The 19,641-nt window shown below is 45.5% G+C and carries 6 protein-coding genes and 1 pseudogene; all 7 read left to right on the top strand.

The window, feature by feature from the left end; translation table 11 throughout:
- Positions 1–412 precede the first annotated feature (412 nt).
- A pseudogene (locus I6E61_RS14275) lies at positions 413–1,705 on the top strand (circularly permuted type 2 ATP-grasp protein); the annotation flags it as partial.
- A gap of 853 nt (positions 1,706–2,558) precedes the next feature.
- A complete protein-coding gene (locus I6E61_RS03935; RefSeq protein ID WP_194196557.1) occupies positions 2,559–3,344 on the top strand; it encodes a transglutaminase family protein in 786 nt (261 codons plus the stop codon).
- 34 nt (positions 3,345–3,378) lie between these two features.
- Positions 3,379–4,119 carry a peptidase gene (locus I6E61_RS03940; protein WP_197130139.1) on the top strand — a complete coding sequence of 247 codons (741 nt, stop codon included), beginning with the start codon at positions 3,379–3,381 and terminating at the stop codon, positions 4,117–4,119.
- 609 nt (positions 4,120–4,728) lie between these two features.
- A complete protein-coding gene (locus tag I6E61_RS03945) occupies positions 4,729–8,130 on the top strand; it encodes a BRCT domain-containing protein (protein ID WP_197130142.1) in 3,402 nt (1,133 codons plus the stop codon).
- 71 nt (positions 8,131–8,201) lie between these two features.
- Positions 8,202–15,917 carry a HEAT repeat domain-containing protein gene (locus tag I6E61_RS03950; RefSeq protein ID WP_197130145.1) on the top strand — a complete coding sequence of 2,572 codons (7,716 nt, stop codon included), beginning with the start codon at positions 8,202–8,204 and terminating at the stop codon, positions 15,915–15,917.
- Positions 15,914–18,190, top strand: coding sequence for a hypothetical protein (locus tag I6E61_RS03955; RefSeq protein ID WP_197130148.1), 2,277 nt, complete (start codon positions 15,914–15,916; stop codon positions 18,188–18,190). The genes I6E61_RS03950 and I6E61_RS03955 overlap by 4 nt, the downstream gene beginning before the upstream one ends.
- A 3-nt stretch (positions 18,191–18,193) precedes the next feature.
- Positions 18,194–19,633 carry a reverse transcriptase family protein gene (locus tag I6E61_RS03960; RefSeq protein ID WP_197130151.1) on the top strand — a complete coding sequence of 480 codons (1,440 nt, stop codon included), beginning with the start codon at positions 18,194–18,196 and terminating at the stop codon, positions 19,631–19,633.
- The last annotated feature ends 8 nt before the right edge of the window (positions 19,634–19,641 follow it).

Here is a 19,641-nt window from a genome sequence, read left to right on the forward strand (position 1 = left end):
TGTTGTATATCAATCAATATACGTTGTATAGTTAATACCGGAGATAGATTACCTGTTGGGCGCAATACCATTGCTACGCGGCTTAGCATAGACAGTGTATTCATCATAAAGTATAACTTTACCAAGGATACGTGAGGTATTTATGAATAAAACAGCATCTCAAAGTCAGTCTACCAATAAAACCCAGAATAAAGAAGACTCTGAAAATCAAATCCAGAGTCAGTCCATAAAATCACCCAATACCAAAAATCCTGCCTCAACAACGGTAAAAGACACTTTAGAAAAACCCGAGAAAAACACACAAAGTTTCGACGAGCTGCAGATAAGTAAGGGCAAGTATCGCCCAGTAGCACAATCCGTTGGCAACTGGCTTGATAATATCAACATGGATGCCCTTAACTATCTAAACGAACAAGCCGAAAATATCTTTTATCGTAAAGGTGTCACCTTTACCGTCTACAGCGATGCCAAAAACATCGAGCGAATGATACCGTTTGACATTATCCCCCGAATTATCGCTGCCAGTGAGTGGCGACAGATAGAAGCTGGTTGTAAGCAGCGCATCACCGCCCTCAATGCATTCTTGCATGACATCTATCATGACCAAGCCATTATGAAAGCCGACATCGTGCCTGCCAGCTATGTCTATGCCAGTGGCTGCTATGAGCCTTGGATGATGGGTATTAAGTTGGACAAACCAATCTACTCACATATCAGCGGTATCGATCTGATCCGTGACGAGTCTGGCAAGTTCTGTGTATTAGAGGATAATCTACGTACCCCGTCTGGTGTCTCATACATGCTTGAGAGCCGTAACATATCAGAGACACTATTGTCTGATATGTTTTCTGACACGCCTATTATGGGCATCAGTGATTACCCCAATCGCCTCAAAGCCTGTCTTGCCAGCTCAACGTCTAAATATGATCCACAAATCGTTATTTTGACGCCTGGCCGCTTCAATAGCGCCTACTATGAACATGCATTTTTAGCACACGAAATGAGCGTGCCACTCGTACATGGTTATGATTTGGTGGTTGAGGACAGTAAGGTCTACATGCAGGGTATCCGTGGCAAGGTGCAGGTCGATGTGATCTACCGACGCATTGATGACCCCTATATCGACCCTTTAGCCTTTCAATCTGACTCGATATTGGGCGTCTCAGGGCTGATGAGTGCTTACCGTGCTGGTAATGTCGTGATTGTGAATGCGCCAGGTACAGGTGTGGCTGATGATAAGAGCCTATATCCTTTTGTACCAGATATGATTAAATTCTATTTAAATGAAGAGCCTATTCTACCCAATATAGAAACCTATCAATGCCGTAAGCCTGATGAGCTCAAATACGTGCTTGATAATTTAGATAAGCTGGTCGTAAAAGAAACCCAAGGCTCAGGTGGCTACGGCATGCTCATCGGTCCAACCTCCACCAAACAAGAGATTGAAGACTACCGTCTGCGCCTACTTGAAAACCCAGCCGGCTTTATTGCCCAGCCGACTATCTCGCTATCTACCAATCCGACTGCTGTCAGCGATGGCATCGCACCGCGCCACATTGATTTGCGTCCCTTTATCTTAAGTCACGGCGATGGTTCTGTAGATATTGTGCCAGGGGGGTTGACTCGTGTGGCCATGGTGGAAGGCTCCTTAGTCGTCAACTCATCTCAGGGCGGCGGTATCAAGGACACGTGGGTCGTCGATGACAGTCACCTGCAGTCTACGACCAAAAAACCAAACGGCAATGGTGAATCGGGTAAATGCTCGCCTTTATCATCAGAGACCAATACCTCGGATCACGCCAACTATTATGATCGTGTACAGCCTAAAGAAGCCGGTTATGAGATGCTAGATGATGCACCGATGATCCTGCTACTTTCCACCGCCAGCCACCTCATATGGCTAGGCCGATACAGCGAGCGCCTGTATTACTATGATGATGTCATGAAAAAATTGGTCAAAGACGATCTCAAAAAATCACAGCTTAAGCATTTGATTAGCCACTTAGGTTTTGATGTAGATGCAGATGAATCGTTTAAGGCCATAAAAGCGCAGATGATGTCTGATTTGGAACAAAACATCATACCAAACATCGTTCAATCGATAGAAGACAATGTGCAGGAGGCAAAAGGCGTCATTGGTAAAGACACCGCTGAGTTATATAACTTGATTAAGCGGCTCTCAAGTGCTGGTACTTATCGTGCTGCGACCTTGCAGCTACACGCATGTAATGCCGCTATGAAACAAGAGCACCCAACCGTGACTTGTTTTTGGCAATTAGGGCGTCATTTTGAGCAGCTTGAGCGGGCTGTGCTACTCGAAGAGGACTCAATAGAAGTCAGTCTTGAATTCAAATACTGGATCAATGAATTACCAGAGAACACGCGCTGGCGTGAGCTGACACGTCTGGCCAATCAGATGATTAGATCGAAGAAATTTAGTGATTTTGAGCTGATTAGCAAAGAGTTTAATATCATTTTGCGTCAAGGTGTCTAGCCGAAAAATGATGATACATGCTAAGGCGTGACCTCTCTCCAAAACAGAAAAATAGGAAGCTATTATGAAACTTCAAATCAGCCATCAAACCAACTATTATTATGGCGAGCTTGCACAGCGCAGTGTCCAGTATATACGTATGACCCCAATGCAAATGCCGCATCAAATTATTCACAAATGGGAGGTAATGCTTCCCAAAGTGGCGACCAATCAAAAGGACGGCTTTGGCAATGACTGGCTCACGCTAAGCCGTAATGAGGCACATAATAACTTGCAGATGCAAGCGTCAGGTATCGTAGAGATTGATACAGAGACCAAACGTTTAGAGGATATGGCACATGTCCCCTATCTGCTCTTTACGGTACAAACGCCATTGACCAAATGTTCACAAGAGATGCGTGAATTTGCGGCGCCCTATCTAAAAAAACCAACCCATGACAGCCTAAAATCGATGGCTAATGCCCTCATCATGAAGATGCCGTTTGTGAAAGATGTGACCCATGTAGGTACGACAGCGACTGAGTCTTTTGCGACAAGCGCTGGCGTGTGCCAAGATCACACCCATGTATTTTTGGGCTGCTTACGTGATCAACAGATTCCAGCCCGCTATGTGTCAGGCTATCTGTATGACGATACCGAAAACCATATGGCCAGTCACGCATGGGCAGAGGTGTGGCTGGACGGCTATTGGTATACCTTTGATATCTCAAATCAGCTGTTCCAACCAAGCTCTCATGTCTACGTTGCCATTGGTCGAGACTATTTAGACACAGCTCCTGTCCGCGGTGTTAGAATGGGCGGCGGCTATGAAAATCTTTACAGTCAAGTACTGGTTTCGAGACTATCATAGGCTATTTTTAAGCCTATTCCACTAAGGATAAGTTATGACTTACTGTGCCGCTATACGCCTGAAAGAAGGGATGGTTTTTGCTAGCGACACGCGTACCAATGCTGGGGTTGATCACATATCAACCTTCAGAAAGCTCTATCAGTATGGCATTGAAGGTGAGCGCTTTATAGTATTGCAAACAGCTGGCAGCTTAGCGACATCGCAGGCGGTGTTTAACAAACTGCAAAACGATATTGATCAGCGCCTTGAGAGTAATCTTAATACAGTAGCCACTTTATTTGATGCCGCCCAAATGGTTGGTGAATGTATGCGTGACATTATGAATCATGCAAAAGCAGTCGCTAATGCTAGTGTCGATGGCGCGTTTACCAGCTCTTTTATGCTCGGTGGTCAAATCAAAGGGCAGCCGCCTGAGCTTTACATGATTTATCCTGCAGGTAATTGTATCAAAGCCACTGAAGACACACCGTTTTTTCAATTGGGTGAAAGCAAGTACGGCAAACCAATTCTAGATCGTTCTGTCAGCTACAATACGGATGTGAGGCATGCCGCACGTGCGTTGATGTTATCATTTGATTCAACCATTCAATCCAACTTGTCAGTAGGCATGCCCATAGATTTTGTACTTTATGACAATGACAGCCTAACCCTGCCTAATGGCCGACGTATTGATGAGAATGATGAATATTTCAATAGCATTCGTCGTCAATGGTCAGAGGAGCTCCGCCGTATTTTGGTTGAATTGCCTAAATGTCCTGATGGCTATTGGGGATAAAAGTTCCGTATAAAATCATATTTTCTGCACTAAAAAGCCCTTTGTGATAGACAAAGGGCTTTTTATTATCAACTAATAATTAGGCAATAAAAAACCGGAGTAGCGCTGAATAAACAACCCGACTCCGGTTTTGCTTTAAAGACCTTGAATGCCATCATAGTGATGTCACACTCAATTGTTGTGTAATCTACCTCATGACCTGGTACATGGAAGACTCACTGGACTGCACCTAGATAAAGGCCCTAGTGCATTAGCTCAATCACGATTGCGTGATTGCGCCAGCGAGCTAATGACACTAGGGCCTTTATCTAGGTATTAGCAGGACTGAAACAGTCTTCCTTGGGTAAAATGTAATGGCTTGACTCGTGGACGACGCAACGTCGCCCCTCACCGTAAACGGTGAAACGCTAAATCTCACAACCCGTTAAGTGTGCCTCATAACAGTTAGTACTGTCAATACATAATTAGCAAGTCTCTTTGCTTGCGACATCTGCTGTCGTTAGCTATTTATTTTGTGACAAAAGTTCTTGATGTTTGTTACAAAACACGGTTACATAGGGCATACAAATACATCGTAAGCTGACAAAATAAAAATTAAGGCAAATTTCTATGAGTCTGTCCTTCGCACAAATTCAGCAAGCTTGGCAAGTTCAAGACCCTAGCTTGGTTGATAAGTTATGTTTATTAGCAACACAAGTTGATGATATTCCTGAGTCGCCCATCCCTGAGCACGAACTGACATTTGAGCGATTTTTAGATAAGATTCTAAGTCATCAGTTTCGGGAGCAAAACCCCGAAGTACAGTTTGCAGAGCGTGTGGCAATGATTGCCAAGCTTGAGGCAGACGAAGGCATCTACCCTCTCCCTGATCGCTACAAAATCCATTTAATATTGACTGCACTTTGGGAAGATGGCAGCGCGTACTCCAGAACTATTCTAAAACAAGCCATTACGGCTTTGCCAGTCAGCTATGGTGTGTGGAAAGGTTTGAAGCGCATTTATAAGCAAGCTGAATTTTCTCAAGATTATGAGATATTTGGACAAATTGCCGCCAAGATTGATTTACAACGCTTTAATCAAACCGCCAACTCTGCGGTCAGCCTCGCCACCAAAACCTATATGAGTCTCAGAGCATGGCGTTATCTGCGCCAGTTGGGTCAGCAAATGCCAATTGGCTACATTGATGCCGCCGTCTCTGTACTCGCCAGCTATGAAGAAACCATGACGGCAGGCAGCCTTGAACAAACGAACAGCTGGGTACTTAATCATATCTGTTTCCATAACAGCCTTGATTATGGCGTCAATCGATTCAGCAGTCGCTCACCTCGCAAGCTCTTTGATGCAAAAGGTCGCGCTTTCGCTGAGGCATGGCAACGAGACCCTGAACCACTTATTGAGTTACTGGCCATCGCCAAAAATGAGGCTATCAGACAGTTCGCAACCGATAGCCTAAAGCATGACTTTAAGACCCAACTACGTGATGTGAGTGGTGCGACGCTACAATATTTATCTGCCGGACAAGCGCACAGCAAAGCGCGTGATGAGATGATTGTTTGGCTATTAGAAAACGCACCACATTTTGAAAAGTCTAAATTTCAAACATTGGGCTTGCATCAAGTGGTGCTACAACTACTCCATTCACACTATCCTGCCGCTTATCAGTATGCGATTGGCTATGCCAAAAGCTACGCTCAAAACTTATCACTCACTGAGCTGATGCTACTGGCCATGTCAGATTATGAGCCTGTTAGAGTATTTGCCATCAACAGTATCTTGAGTCGTGATCCTGTTGCTGATATCGGTGTCAATGGCTGGGGTCAGCTATTAGACACAGAGCATCACTATCAAACCGCGAGCAAACAACTTAGCAAACATTTTACGAGGCGCGATTTAACCCCTGAGTGGTTTTTTGAACGACTGACTAGTGGCAGAACACACAGCGTAAAATTTGCCATAAAAAAACTGCCTGAGCTTTATAGTGCCAAAGAGCTAGGGACTGAATATTTTATACGCGTTGCCCAGCAGCTAGATATACCAGAGCAACAGGACTTCTCTGCTTATAACGACAGCGACTGCATGGATTTTGCGTTGGATCAGCTCAGACGTTTGGATTTGAGCCAAGTAAACGCTGCCGTGTGGCAAATGCTGCTATTACATCCACTATCGCAAGCGACTATTACCGATTGGTTTGATGAAGATGTGCTGTCAGCAGCAACGCTTGATATGAGCTATTGGCATGCGCTTGCCTATGAGCCTGATTGGCAAGTGAGTGAATATATTGAACAATTAAAATCTGCTGACACTCCTATTAAAAACTGGCAAAAGCACTTGGCCTTTGATGAGTACTTAGCAGAAAGCGTAAGGGATTGGCTGTCTGATGTACGTCGGTTTTCGCCGATAGATTTAGGTTTCGATTGGCTTATGAATCTTGCGCATAGCGATCAGGCACTCTATCGTGAATTTGCTATTGAGCGCATTAACAAAGGGTTCTTGCCTGCCGACTTTATCGCATATCTCGACAGCAATGAAGGCGCCTCTATTGACACCGCTTCCAGTAATGGTACTGACAATAAAGACTCAAATAGCGACGCTGCTACTGAAGTAGATTTAACCGGCCAACGCTATCTATTCACAGGCAAGATGCAAAGCATGACTCGTGGTGAGGCCGAAAAAGTTGTGAAAGCAGCTAATGGTGCCATCAGCGGCGCTGTCAACGGCAAGTTAGATTACTTGGTCATCGGTGATGATGGCTCACCGTTATATGGAAATGGCCGTAAAGGTAGCAAGCAAGTTAAAGCCGAAAGCTTAATCGCTGATGGTGCGCCGCTAAAGATTATTTCCGAAACCGCCTTTTTACAGATGCTGACTGGTCAATCGAGAGAGGTATCTGAAAACGATACTTTTGCAGGTGCCAACGCACTGTGGCATATGGCAACAGATGACGCTACTGCACCTATCAGCGAGCTTGCGATTAGCTACCTCAGTCATCATCATGAACAGATCTGTATGGCACTGACAGACAGACCAGTCGATCCCGATGCGATTATCCCTTCTTCATTCTTTGATGCGGAGCGCGTCATTCCTTTACTGCAACACCGTAACAGCCAGCTGCGAGAATTTGGCTTATTACTGAGTGAGTATGAGATGGCGACGTGGCAACCAACGCCAGCCCTATGGCTGATGATGGCAGAATCTCCCTATACGGATATCACTCAACTGCTAAAGCGTGCGCTATTGAACAAGCCATCCATTGCCAATAGACGTTATCACATCCAGTCAGAACAATTGAATGCTGGCATGCTGAACGCTTTGATTGAAAGCAAAGCGCGAGTCGCTCGCCAAATCGGCATCACCTTGCTGCAGCGTCATGCCAATTTCCAAGATGTGCAGTCTTTATATCGATTGACCCAAAGCACAGACCGTGAAGTACGTTATGCCGCTGTGACCATGCTATGGAAACACTACAAGGCGCGTCACGTGTCTCCAAACTGGCAGCCAACCAGTAGCGATAGTAAAGATAAAGATGCTGCACGAGATAAAGACAGCAGCGCTCAACCAGTCATAACAGAGCAGTCAGATAAACGTTTGGCAAGCTTGCCTGCAGAAGTCGATCAACTACTAATGCTGCTACGCCGTGGTCTCTTTGAGCTACCGCCTGGCCGTTTAGGCGGTTCGCAAGAGCCTGCTGCTCATGACAGCAGTAAGCATAAACAACAACGTTATTCAGATAAAAACTCAGCATCACCACAATCATCAGAGGCAGATGAGTCAGATAGCAATATCACACTAAAACCCATATCTGCGAGTCGTGCCAAACTGGCATTGATTGAGACCTTTCGTGATGTGGCATTGGCTGACAGCACCTTTGCGGCGCTCGTTATGCCCACACTGTTCACCTTTACGCACTCGGCAGGCAAGATGGAGCGTCATGCGTGTTTGGTTGCCGTCACACGGTTATTGCATCGCTATCCTGAGCTATCTAAAAGTCTGCAGCCAGTGGCATCGGCTTAACGGCTTTAGCAAACAGATATAGATAAAAGATACTTAAAAAAATATGACGTCACCTCAACTGAGATAACACCATGAAAACAATAACACTCCCCTATTGGGGTCAAATTATTGGCTTAGTCAGTAAGGCCAACAGCACCCAAGCGGCAACTCAAAAGACAACCAAGCAAGATGGGCGCAGTCTTTTTATTACTCGCCAGCAGCAAGCATCTGCCACGGTCTTATATGTCCTCGATCAACAAGGTGAGCAATTTAGCTTATCGACAACTGCACTGCCTTGTGTGATGCAAGCCATCACTAAAATAGATGATAGTACGGTGGTAATGATTGGTGACGATGGTCATCTTTATCAAACGGATTGGCAAGCCAAGAAAGTTAAGAAGACCAGTGCCAAATCCTTACTCGATGCACCTGAAAATAATAACAGTACTATAGGCCGTGCCGTAGCAATGGCACCACTACAAGATGCACTGGCTATTTTATATCCGAAACACATCGTGGTATGGCCTTATCAAGACAGCCAAGCCAGCAGTACTGTCATCATTGAGACTTATTCGTCTTCTATAGCAACATCAAGTAAGGAGTCTGCATTAACAGCGCTAGCAACGTCAAGTGATGGCTCGTGGCTCGTGGTGGCAGATAAAACAGGAGCTGTTAGTAGCTATCAATGGGTATCAGATGATGCACAGCTCAATCTGAGTAGCCGAAAACAGCTCCACCAAGGTAAAGTAAACGCGCTTTGTTTTGAGCCGGTCGGTCAATACTTCTTCTCCGCAGGCGCAGATAAGTGCTTGTATCGTACTCATGTCCAAGGCGATCTACACCCAGTTGATAGAGCCAAGTCTAGCCAACACAGCGAAATGATCACGGCGCTTTGTGTCTCAGACACTCGGCTATTCACTACCGCCGATGACAAGAGCGTCAAATCATGGGCATTTGACAAGGGTCAACCAAATAGCTGCAAAGAGGATCTGACCAAGGCTCGACAGATCGTCTTATCTTCTTACGCTGAACAACCAACACTCATCGTAGTCAGTGCTGATCAGAGCCTACGTTTCATACCTATTGACCATACTAAAAATGCGTCACAGAGTAGTACGGCACAAAACAGTAAGCTGCTGCCAGTTACTTATATCATCAAAGACGGCTATCAGAGAATCAGCCAGTTACTGACAGATGCCTCAAACAATAACGATGTGTCGTTTAAAGAAGGCCTAGCGCTGCTACAGGCGCAAGCAGATAACCAAACGTTAGAGCTGGTCAAAAAATTACTTGCTGATAGCGATACGCTCACGGCCAATCAAGCATTGCAATTGGTGCAGTGGATTGCGACAACAAAACTGGATAAAACTGCACAGGTTTTAGAGCAGCAACTAAGCTCGGCGCACAGTGCAAAAGTACGTCTTGCTGCTTTTCATGCCTTGGCCGACCGCGCAAGTACGGCAAAGCGCCCGCTGCATTATCTAGAAGAAGCCTTTAAAAACCGTTACTACGAAGAAGTGGTAGCTTCTGCATTACAAGGTTACCTAAAGGTCGCGATGAAGGATGCTACCAGCCAGCGCCGCATCTTACCTATTTTAAGAGACGCGTTGTCACACAGTTTTGCGAATATTCGTAAGCAAGCATTGGCCTCACTTGAGACCTTATTGCCAGACAACAGCCCGCAAGCAGATTTGATGGCACTAGACTGTAATCAGTCAGACATTGTCCAGTCAGGGTTGATTCGTCTGTATCAGCGCGGCATGCTAAACCACCTTGAAGTCTCGCGTCAGCTGATGCTGCTACAGAATCATCGTAATACAGAGATTAGGCAAACGGCGTTTTACGTCTCATTACTGTCTCAGCCTAAATTGATAGAGGCGTTAAAACAGCAAGGCGACACGCAAACATTACGTACCCTAACTGATTTCGATGACTTTCGCTTACTACGCGGCACGCTACTAGATAACGCTAGTAACACAGCGGCGAATGATAATAAGGTTAAACAATCCGATGAGGCGATCCGTTTAACCTTATCCACGCAAGACTTTATCTCGCAAGCAGATAATACCCAAGCATCTAAGAGTAAGGCTAAAACGGCAAAATCCAAGAAGCTTGCTACTGAATCTATAAACCTAAGCAATGACACGTTAGAGCCCTTATTACAAAGCTTAAGCAATAGTCACGAAGATATCAGTTTCCGAGCGGCTTATGCGCTGGCTTGCCTACAAGACAAACGTGCGTTTGGCACCCTGATTAGCCTAATGAGCCATGATGACAGCGCCATCATCCGTGCTGGTGTCGCCACCGCGCTTGGTCATTTAAATATAGAAGACGCCAAAGCAGTCCTACCGACATTACTGGACGATAAGGACGCTGGCGTGCGCCAAGTCGCTATGCAAGCCTATGGTAAGTTGTCAGACAATGTCTTGTCTTGGGCAGCGACAGGTTTTGCTTCTAAACATCAAGACATTCATGAGCAGTCTTTAGCACTGTTTTTAAAGCATGTAACACCAGATGGCCTAAATAGTGGTGATAGCAGTGATAAAAGCGCACAGATGTCGTCAGAGATGACAGATATATTGCTACAAGCGTTAAACAACCCTTTTACCAGTATTCGGTTAGAAGTGGTTAAAGTTCTATTAAACCGCCAATTTAAGCAGTCATCTGACAATATTTCTAAAAACGTTTCTGACAGTGCTATCGTTGACATTATTGAGCTATTGCAGCAAAGCCTCTTTGAAGATGTGCATCAAGTGGCGATAGAAGAATGGCAACGACTGTTGCTATCGATGACATCGAAGCATAAAACAAATAAAGTTGAAGAAACTGATAGTCAAAAGACCAATCAAGCCGTTTTAACCTTGTTTTTTGCAGATATGTTTGCCGCTATCCGTAAACAAGCCTTTGATATTGCACTTAAGCAAAGCAAGCATTTAGGGTTTGCTGACGTCATGTTAAGCGCGCTTGCCAGCCCTTATGCGGATACCAAGCAACTGGCCCTTACGACGGTGCAAGCCAGAGCGAATACGACTCAGCTGACACAGTTGATGCCAGCTCTCGTGGCTATGTTCGCTGATGACAGTATTGAGCTGCGTAAACAAGCTTTGACGGTTGCTTTGGCGCTGACAGAATTACAACCTACTATTTTAGCGGATTACAGTAGCCTAGATGATAGTAGCACCGATGATCAACCGAATCATCACGAAGCATTGATTACCGCAGCCTTAAACAGCCCTTATCCTGATATTCAGCTAACAGTCGCTCAACTACTGGCCAGCCAATCACGCCTCTATGCTGACGAAGAACAGGCACAGCGGAGTGATGAACAAGCGTACGAAGTCTTTAAACACTATCTAGAACTGCCTATGCCCCCTCAAGGCAAGAAAAGTGACAGCTATACCCAGTGGCACAATCATGTAAGCCAAGCGCTGTCTGGCTTGTCTAAACTGGCATACCCATCAAAGCATGATGCACTAGGTTGGTATGCTAAATATCTACACCACCCTGATGCTGATTTTAAACTTCTTGCACCAAAGATTACTCAGATAGTCTCGCTTGAGGACATTGATCTACTGGTGAAATGGCAGAAAGATGAGCACGCCATTATCAGTCAATCAGCCAGTTTATGTTTGGCTATTTTAGGTGACGCTCGCGGGCAGTACTTCCTTACTCATGACATTAAAGACGAGACAGACAATCTTAGTACGCTTGTTGCACCGATGACCCCTACGCATTGGCTTCAAGCACAGCATGGCTTGACCATCACTCATGCCAGTCAACTACAGCCTTTGTTTGAGTCAGAGTCCTATGCAATAGCGGCCAGACTGTTATTAATATTTAATGATTTAAAAGATCACTGGCAAAATGGCTTGCAAGCTCCTGAAAAGAACGTTACCAGCACTGGTCGACCTAATCAGCTGATAGGAGCATTAAGCTTTGCGGATAATGACACGGCAGTAGTCTATGCCAACATACTCGCTCGTTACACGAATGACGTACAACACCCTAATAACCAGCCAGCACTATCGTCAGCATGGCAGTATTTGAGTGATTACTTGTCACGTCAATTAGGCAGTGTTTTATCTTCTCACTCTGAAGTCATCACAATGATGATGGATGCCATGCCAAACACGGCAGATAAAGGTGGTATTAAAGGACAGTCGCATAATACGGTCTCTATCCGAGCAAGTATTCTAACGACGGTGAGTACCGAAAACTTACAACAGCTCGCCAACCTCAGTCGACACCAGCAGCCATTGGTACGCGCCCAAACTATCGATGTTATCTGCAACTTATCTGAATTATTCGCTCATGACTACTATGACGATGAGAACGATGTTTTTGAGACACTACAAAAATGGCAACGCAGTTTGCAGGCATTGTTAAGTGCTCACCCTGTATCAGCCTCTATTCAGGATGTTTCAAACGACGATGCGCAAACAATAGGTAGCTCTCCTACTGACAAACAAGACAGTTCTGAGGCGCATTACCCATACCAGTCCCTTGCTTTTGGTGCTTGGATTGGCGTCATACGCGCAGGCGATGATTATTATGCTAATAGCAGCACCACAGACCAAGCCATTCGAGGGCTAATGTGGCTTGCTACTCAATCATCAGAGCTTAACACCAATAACAACACTAATAGCAATGAGGATTGGCGAGACAGTACCAGTCGCGTGTTGTTGCCACTACTCAACCACAGTAGTTTTGACACTCGTGAGCTGGCTTGGTCATGCTTGTATAAGCTAAACATGCCTGCCAAAAAGCTGGCTGACTATGCCATGAGCACGCCCTACCGCGATATTGTCAAACGCGGCTTGGACTTATTGCTAGATACCGCAAATAACAATGCCGTACAGCAGCAAAGTAAACCATCGAATACAGCTACTGTCAGTAGTAGCGCTGATCAACAAATCATTGATTTGTTAAAAACCAATAATCACACCTTAGCAGAAGAGACCTATCAGCTGCTAAAAGGCCGACTAGGCCATCTGCCAGCCAGCTTGCTTGGGCTACAGACTTATTGTCAGTCGTTACTGCCTCAGATCGTTGCGGAATGGAAACAAGTCATTGTCACGCCTTTTGCAAACAGTCAATCGCCGTCAGTGCAGCGTCAAGACAAACTGACGTTTTTGCTGCACGCTGTGAAGAGTGATGACTGGAATGCAAAGTATCAAGCACTGAGTCAATTGGTCGAGTTTTATGACGTACTCTTTGCAGACAGCACGCTATTTGATAGCTTATTTGATTTTGCTGAAGACGCTCAAGCCAGTAATGAGAAATACCGTAGCTGGCAGCTGCTTGTCGATGCACTCACGTCGTACCAACTCATCAATAAGAACACTTTAGAGGGTCGTTTAAATAGCAGCTTTGATATTGCTATGGCTGAACAGGTTGCCAATGAGGCGCACTTACGATTACTAGCCTTACTTGATGATCCACATATCAACAAACCTAAACAGGTCATCTACTCGGATATCGCTGACCTGCGTAACACAAATCTCGTGGCGCCATTACTACAGCGTTTAGAGAATTTGTTTGAGCATACGCCGCAAAAAAATAAAGAGGAGCGTAAATATTTATTTGATACCTTAGTAAAAATCAGTGGTTACGATCAAAAAATTGAGGATTATTTGGAGGAGCGTGAAGATACGCGCTGGTTACAACGTCAGCACCTTAGAGACTCGCAAGTCTTGCTGTCACTGTTTGCTACGCTTATGAATCATAGTGATTATGCGCTTGCCGCACAGCTATTACCGTCACTGGCATGGGTACAATCGGACGACAGTGATTTATCCTCGCGCATTGATACTGCTTTAGCGCTAGCCTACGAGCAGATGCCAGCTAACCATACCTTTAAATTGGTCGAGGCACTGGCATATCGAGCCAAAAGACGACACGGCAGCATTGCCTCATTACAAAACGCCCTGCGTAATAAAGACGCTGATGTGCAATTTGCCGCGGCTGAAGGACTGGCTAAGTGCGGTCACGCTGATGGAGTCAACATCTTGATGGCCACGATAGATTACAACCCTGATGCTGAATTCCGCAGCTGCAGTGTGTTAGCCATTGGCGAGTTGCTAGGCAACAGTAACAACCAAAATGCCAACTCGCCTGTGGACAATGCTGATAAGAACTTACAGGTTCACACCTTATACAAAGCCTATGATAAGTTAATCAAACTAGCAGAAGATGACGAGCACTACTTGCAAGACGTGGCCAGTGAAGCCTTAGGTCGCCTTGCACAAGGTGGTGACTTTGAGCACAGTTCGCATATTTTTGAGCTATTAAAATCGCACTTGTCAGACCCCGCAGTCCATTTCACCAATCCCGCCATTGTCCATTGGTTAAATGGACTGCGCTGGCTCAACACAACGCCTGCTTGGGAACAAATCCGCAGCTATATACGCACTCACCTTGATAAAGTCATATTTTTCCGTCCGCAAAGGCATGCGGTATGGCTATTGCAGATGAATAATAACGATGCCAATAAAGAATTAATATTAGATATTTTAAAGCAAAACAATTTAGACCGTGCTGTGCTTATGGCGGCTTATACGGCGGCACAGAAAACGTGGGGCAGTCTTGCGACGCAGGTTTACCCTTATGATTGGGCAGCCATTCAAAGCCATAATACTGACTTTATAGAAGAGACTGAGCGTTTGAGCCTAAAGCGTATTATTGATAATAGCAGCATCGATGAGCTGGCAACATTCATCACGCAGCATGGTGCGCAATTGCCAGCCGATACCCTGATGGCACTGCAAAATGCCATTATGGCCAAGCAAGACATGCCAACATCGCAGCTTACCGCGTTGATTACGAGTAGTAACACACTGACACAGCATATTGGACTGTGTTATCTGACCCAGTATCCAACTAACTATTTAGACAAAGAAATGGTTGCGACGTTGCAGCAGCGTTTTGACACTGCAAGCGAGCAATGGCATACGCTTATCAACACCATCAACCGCAGTCCAACGACCATCAATAATAGTCAGTGGATTAGCATGGTTGAGCAAGTGGGTGGCACCATCAGACAACTGGTTTGGCTAATCATGCGTCATGTTTCTATCACAACTGCTAAAGGTGCTGTCGATAAAGTGGCAGCCAAGCAGATCGCGGCAATGCTTGAGTGGCTCAATGATGCTCGTCAACCATTGACCATCACTTCCGTCCCACTGCTCTCTACGACTGTTAGCGGTTGGTGGCAGCAAGCGCTGTTAGGACTACTGGCCAGACCAGTCGCTGAAGATAAGATGCTATCAAGTATCGTGCCAACGTTGAGCGTTGTCTCGACAGCAACTCAATCGCAGCTCACTTATGACAACCAAACCTTACTGTCAACGCTACTAACTCGTATTGAACAAAGCGGCACATCTACCCAAAAATCCATAATAACTGTAGTAAAGAATGCGCTAAAACATAAGGGCTCGTCTACCGAGATACCAATCAATCAACAACTGCTACAGTGGATCAGAGCAAAAGACGCTGATGCACTCTATCATTGTGCGAGTAATGACAACATGGAGATGACGGTTCGCATCCGTGCTATCGAAGCGCTTGGGCAGCTACATGATCCAAATATTGAACAATGGCTGACGATGCTCATGGCACATGAAAACTCAGACATTCAGAAGCTTGCTTATAAAGTACTACGCCGCTGGCAACGTGCCATGATACGAGCACAGCAAAAGCGTCCGTTGGTATCTGGCAATATGGAATCGCAATCTAGCTCGACCATCGCAGCACAAAATAGTCAGGACAGCAGTCAAAAAAGCAATCAGGGTGAAGGAGACAGTCAATGACTATAGATAATCAATTAGACCAAGCATCAGAAACAGAGTCAGAAGTAGTAAACACTGATGGCCTGGTGATGCAGTTGGACTACGCCGCACCCAGCCAAATCAGTCAAGTTAACGAATCGTCAGATTCACTGGCGGAGGCGCAAACGACCGAACACACTCAGCATGTGGCACTATTTGCTCAGCTGAATCGGTCGGAGGTTAACTTCCACGGTAAGGTCAAGTCTTCCCTTGTCTTTCGTGACAGTTTGCTAGCTCTATTTGATGTGGTCAGTAGTGACTACCGTTATGTGCCAAAAGACCGCTCAGCGTACACGGTATTTATGCAGATGCGCCGTGCCAGCAGCAATAAGAACCTATTTACTGCGCAGCGTGATTATTTCACGTGGCTATTCGATAACGACCCACTCGCCTTTTGTATTTTGGATCCGATTATTCAGGTGCACGAGCAAGGTGTTAGCTTTGAGGTATTTAGTCGTGATGAAGGCTGCTATGCTCAATTGACATTGACCAATGAGATTTTTGAGCAAAGTGTCGAAGCTACGCTCGGCACCACCAGCATTGATTATAGTGCGGCGTTGTTTAACGGTATTGAGAAAATTCGCGATCATCAACAAACGATATTAGACATTGGTCATGAAGCAGTCGGCTTACAGTTACTCGAAACCATGCCAGAGACGGATAATGGCGAGGTAAACAGTACAGATGCTGCGGCCAGTACTAATAGTGCTGTAGCCACGCCCACCGTAAAAAAACAGATCATAGAAAAGCGCATCAATGTGCCCAAAAGCTGGATCAGAGCGCTGCTACAGGTACAGTCTGCAGGTCAATTGCCACAAGACACCATCCATCTTGATCCAATCGCACTGTATAACGTGCTGTTTGAGCTACGCATGCATGCTGATATCAAAGGCAAACGGCGTGGATTGTTGATTGAACTCAGACCTCAGCAGCTGCCAGTGATTATATTAGAGCCATTTGACATCACTGTTACTAGCCAAGTCAGCCAACAGCAAAAGCCTTATCAAGGTCAACAAGCAAAGCTGATTCGCTTATGGGGTCGCCGTCGTCTCAGCCTATTAAAACGTCTGTTGCCACATACTGACAGCGTTTCGGTATCGCTACTGGGTCAAGGCATGCCAAGCTATTGGACACTAAAAGGCAAAGGCTTTCATTTCACCTTTGCTATGACTGGCTTTAGCCAAGCCAATTGGTCACAGTCATTGAACTTTGACTTATTACTGCCTAAGCGTCCACAGCAAAACACAATTAGTGCGGATAGAAAGCAAGCATCTGCACAAGTAAGTGAGCAAGTATTAGAAAGTACTGATAGTGGTTTAGTAAAGGTCGTTGATAGCCTTACTCACCGCCCAAGTACTGTAGACGCATTAACCCAGCAGCTAACAACGCAAGAGTCAGAATTACAGTCAGCACCTATCACGGAAGCACAAGTGCGACAGTGGCTGCTAGCGGGAACGCAGCAAGGTTTGATTCGTTATGATATTGCGCAAGGGAGCTATTACTATCGTCCATTGACGCAGACACCGCTTGATATGGCGCAGTTTGCTTACCATAATGAGGCAGAAAAACATGCCTTTGATTTGATTGGCCGTGCGGATGCCGTGCAGAAGTTCTCTGTCGAGACTGTCGCTACCAAAGGCGTGAGCATCAGTGCTGATGTCTATGTTGAAGAGGATCGACGTACTTACCACAGTCAGCTGCAATTAGGCGATGAAGCACTGGTCAGCCGAGCAGAATGTAGCTGTCCGCAGTATTTACAGCACCGACTCACACAAGGTGTGTGCGCGCATCTTATTGCATTACGTCTGAGTTACAACAATTACGATAGTACTACTGCCAAAAACGACAGCTGGCATGACACCCGAATATTGAGTCAGCGTGTACCTGTTCGTCACTCTATTCGCCATTCCACTAAAGCTACCACTCAGTATAAAAACGAGGCTATCACAGCACCTTCAGATTTGGTGATGGACTTATCTGCATTGTCACAGCCCTCAGAACCATCATTAGATAATAAGACAGACAATATAAAAGAGAGTATCAAAGACAAAGCGATTGCTACAACAGACGAGACTTGTATCACTTATATCTATCTGACTATCGCACATAAAAAAATAACGATTGAGCAGACCACGGGTGATGACAGCACGCATCAGCACTTTGTGTTTAACCAACCTGCTCAAGCCAAAGCAGCTTATTTACAACATATTGCCAGATTTGAAGCCAAAGGCTTTATCGAAAACCAAGGGGTGTAAGGTATGACGATGCAGACAGAGCAGCAGAATGATTATATAACCCCTGTGCCTAATGCCACGCCCTTTGAGCGAGAGTGGCAGCAACTATGGCAAGACATCGAGTCAGCAGGTGGGCGCTATCAATACGTTCAGCAGCAGCTGGTCAAAAACGGCTTTATGGTAGATCGCCAACCTGTCGATAACATGAGCCCAAAAGAACGGGATCGCTATAAAAAAGCCTTGAAAAAAGAGGCAGCAGAAGAAAAAATCCTCAAAAAATCAGCGTGGCAAGCGTATAAAGCCCACCATATTGTCCATCTTGGTCACCAAGTCTACTGGTCAGATGACACCAGTGCCGATAAATGGGATATCAAAAATGCGTCCAATCGCCTTATTGAAAATAAATTGCCACTACTCAACAAGCATACTGAGCTGGCAGACGCAGTTAACCTAACCGTGCCCCAGTTGAAAGGACTCTGCTACCAAAGGGACGTCGCAACCAATCTCGCCTATTCGCATTTCACTATTGCCAAACGCAATGGCACAGCGCGTCAAATATGGTCGCCCATTCCACGTTTGAAGTTTGTACAGCGTTGGATTTTGAATCAAGTCTTAAACAATTTAACGACGCATGATGCCGCACATGGCTTTGTACGTGGCAAATCTATCGTGACCAATGCTGCTGTACACAGCAACAGTGAGCTACTTATTAAGCTGGATATTAAAGATTTTTTCCCTAGTGTCAGCTGGCGCCGCGTCAAAGGCGTATTCCGTCATGCCGGTTATCAAGAACAAATATCCACGCTACTGGCGCTATTGTGCACCGAAGCACCCAGACAAGTCATCAAACAAGATGGCGTTACCTACTATGTGGCATTAGGTGATAGAGCTTTGCCACAAGGTGCACCCACTAGCCCTGCATTAACGAACATCGTATGCTTAAATTTGGATCGCCGCTTATCAGGGTTGGCAGAAAAGTTAGGCCTACGTTATAGCCGTTATGCCGATGACTTGACCTTCAGTTTTACCGCTATTGAAAGCGCCAAACCAAAATCGAAGGCTAAAACAACGATTAAAGCAACGACTAGCACCGCAAAGAAACAAGCCGATACGCAGCACAATAAGCTAATTGGACAACTGCTTGGCTCAGTCCATAAGATATTACGTGAAGAAGGTTTTGCGCTGAATAATGATAAAACGCGTGTGATTCGTAAAGGCAATCAGCATAACGTTACTGGTATGGTGGTCAATGGTAGCGGTGTGCCAAGGGTCTCACGCCAAATCAAGCGCATGTTACGAGCAGCCGTTCATAACTTAGAGTCAGGCGGTACATTACGCGCTGATGAAACTTTAAATACACTGTCAGGATATGCTGCTTGGATAGCCTCTGCAGAGCCAGAGCTAGGACACAGTTATCTAGCTAGAATCGAGCGTTTACAAGTGCAGCAAGAAACACCTGCATAAATATTTAT

This window comes from Psychrobacter sp. NZS113, assembly GCF_015864825.1.
Classification (GTDB): Bacteria; Pseudomonadota; Gammaproteobacteria; order Pseudomonadales; family Moraxellaceae; genus Psychrobacter.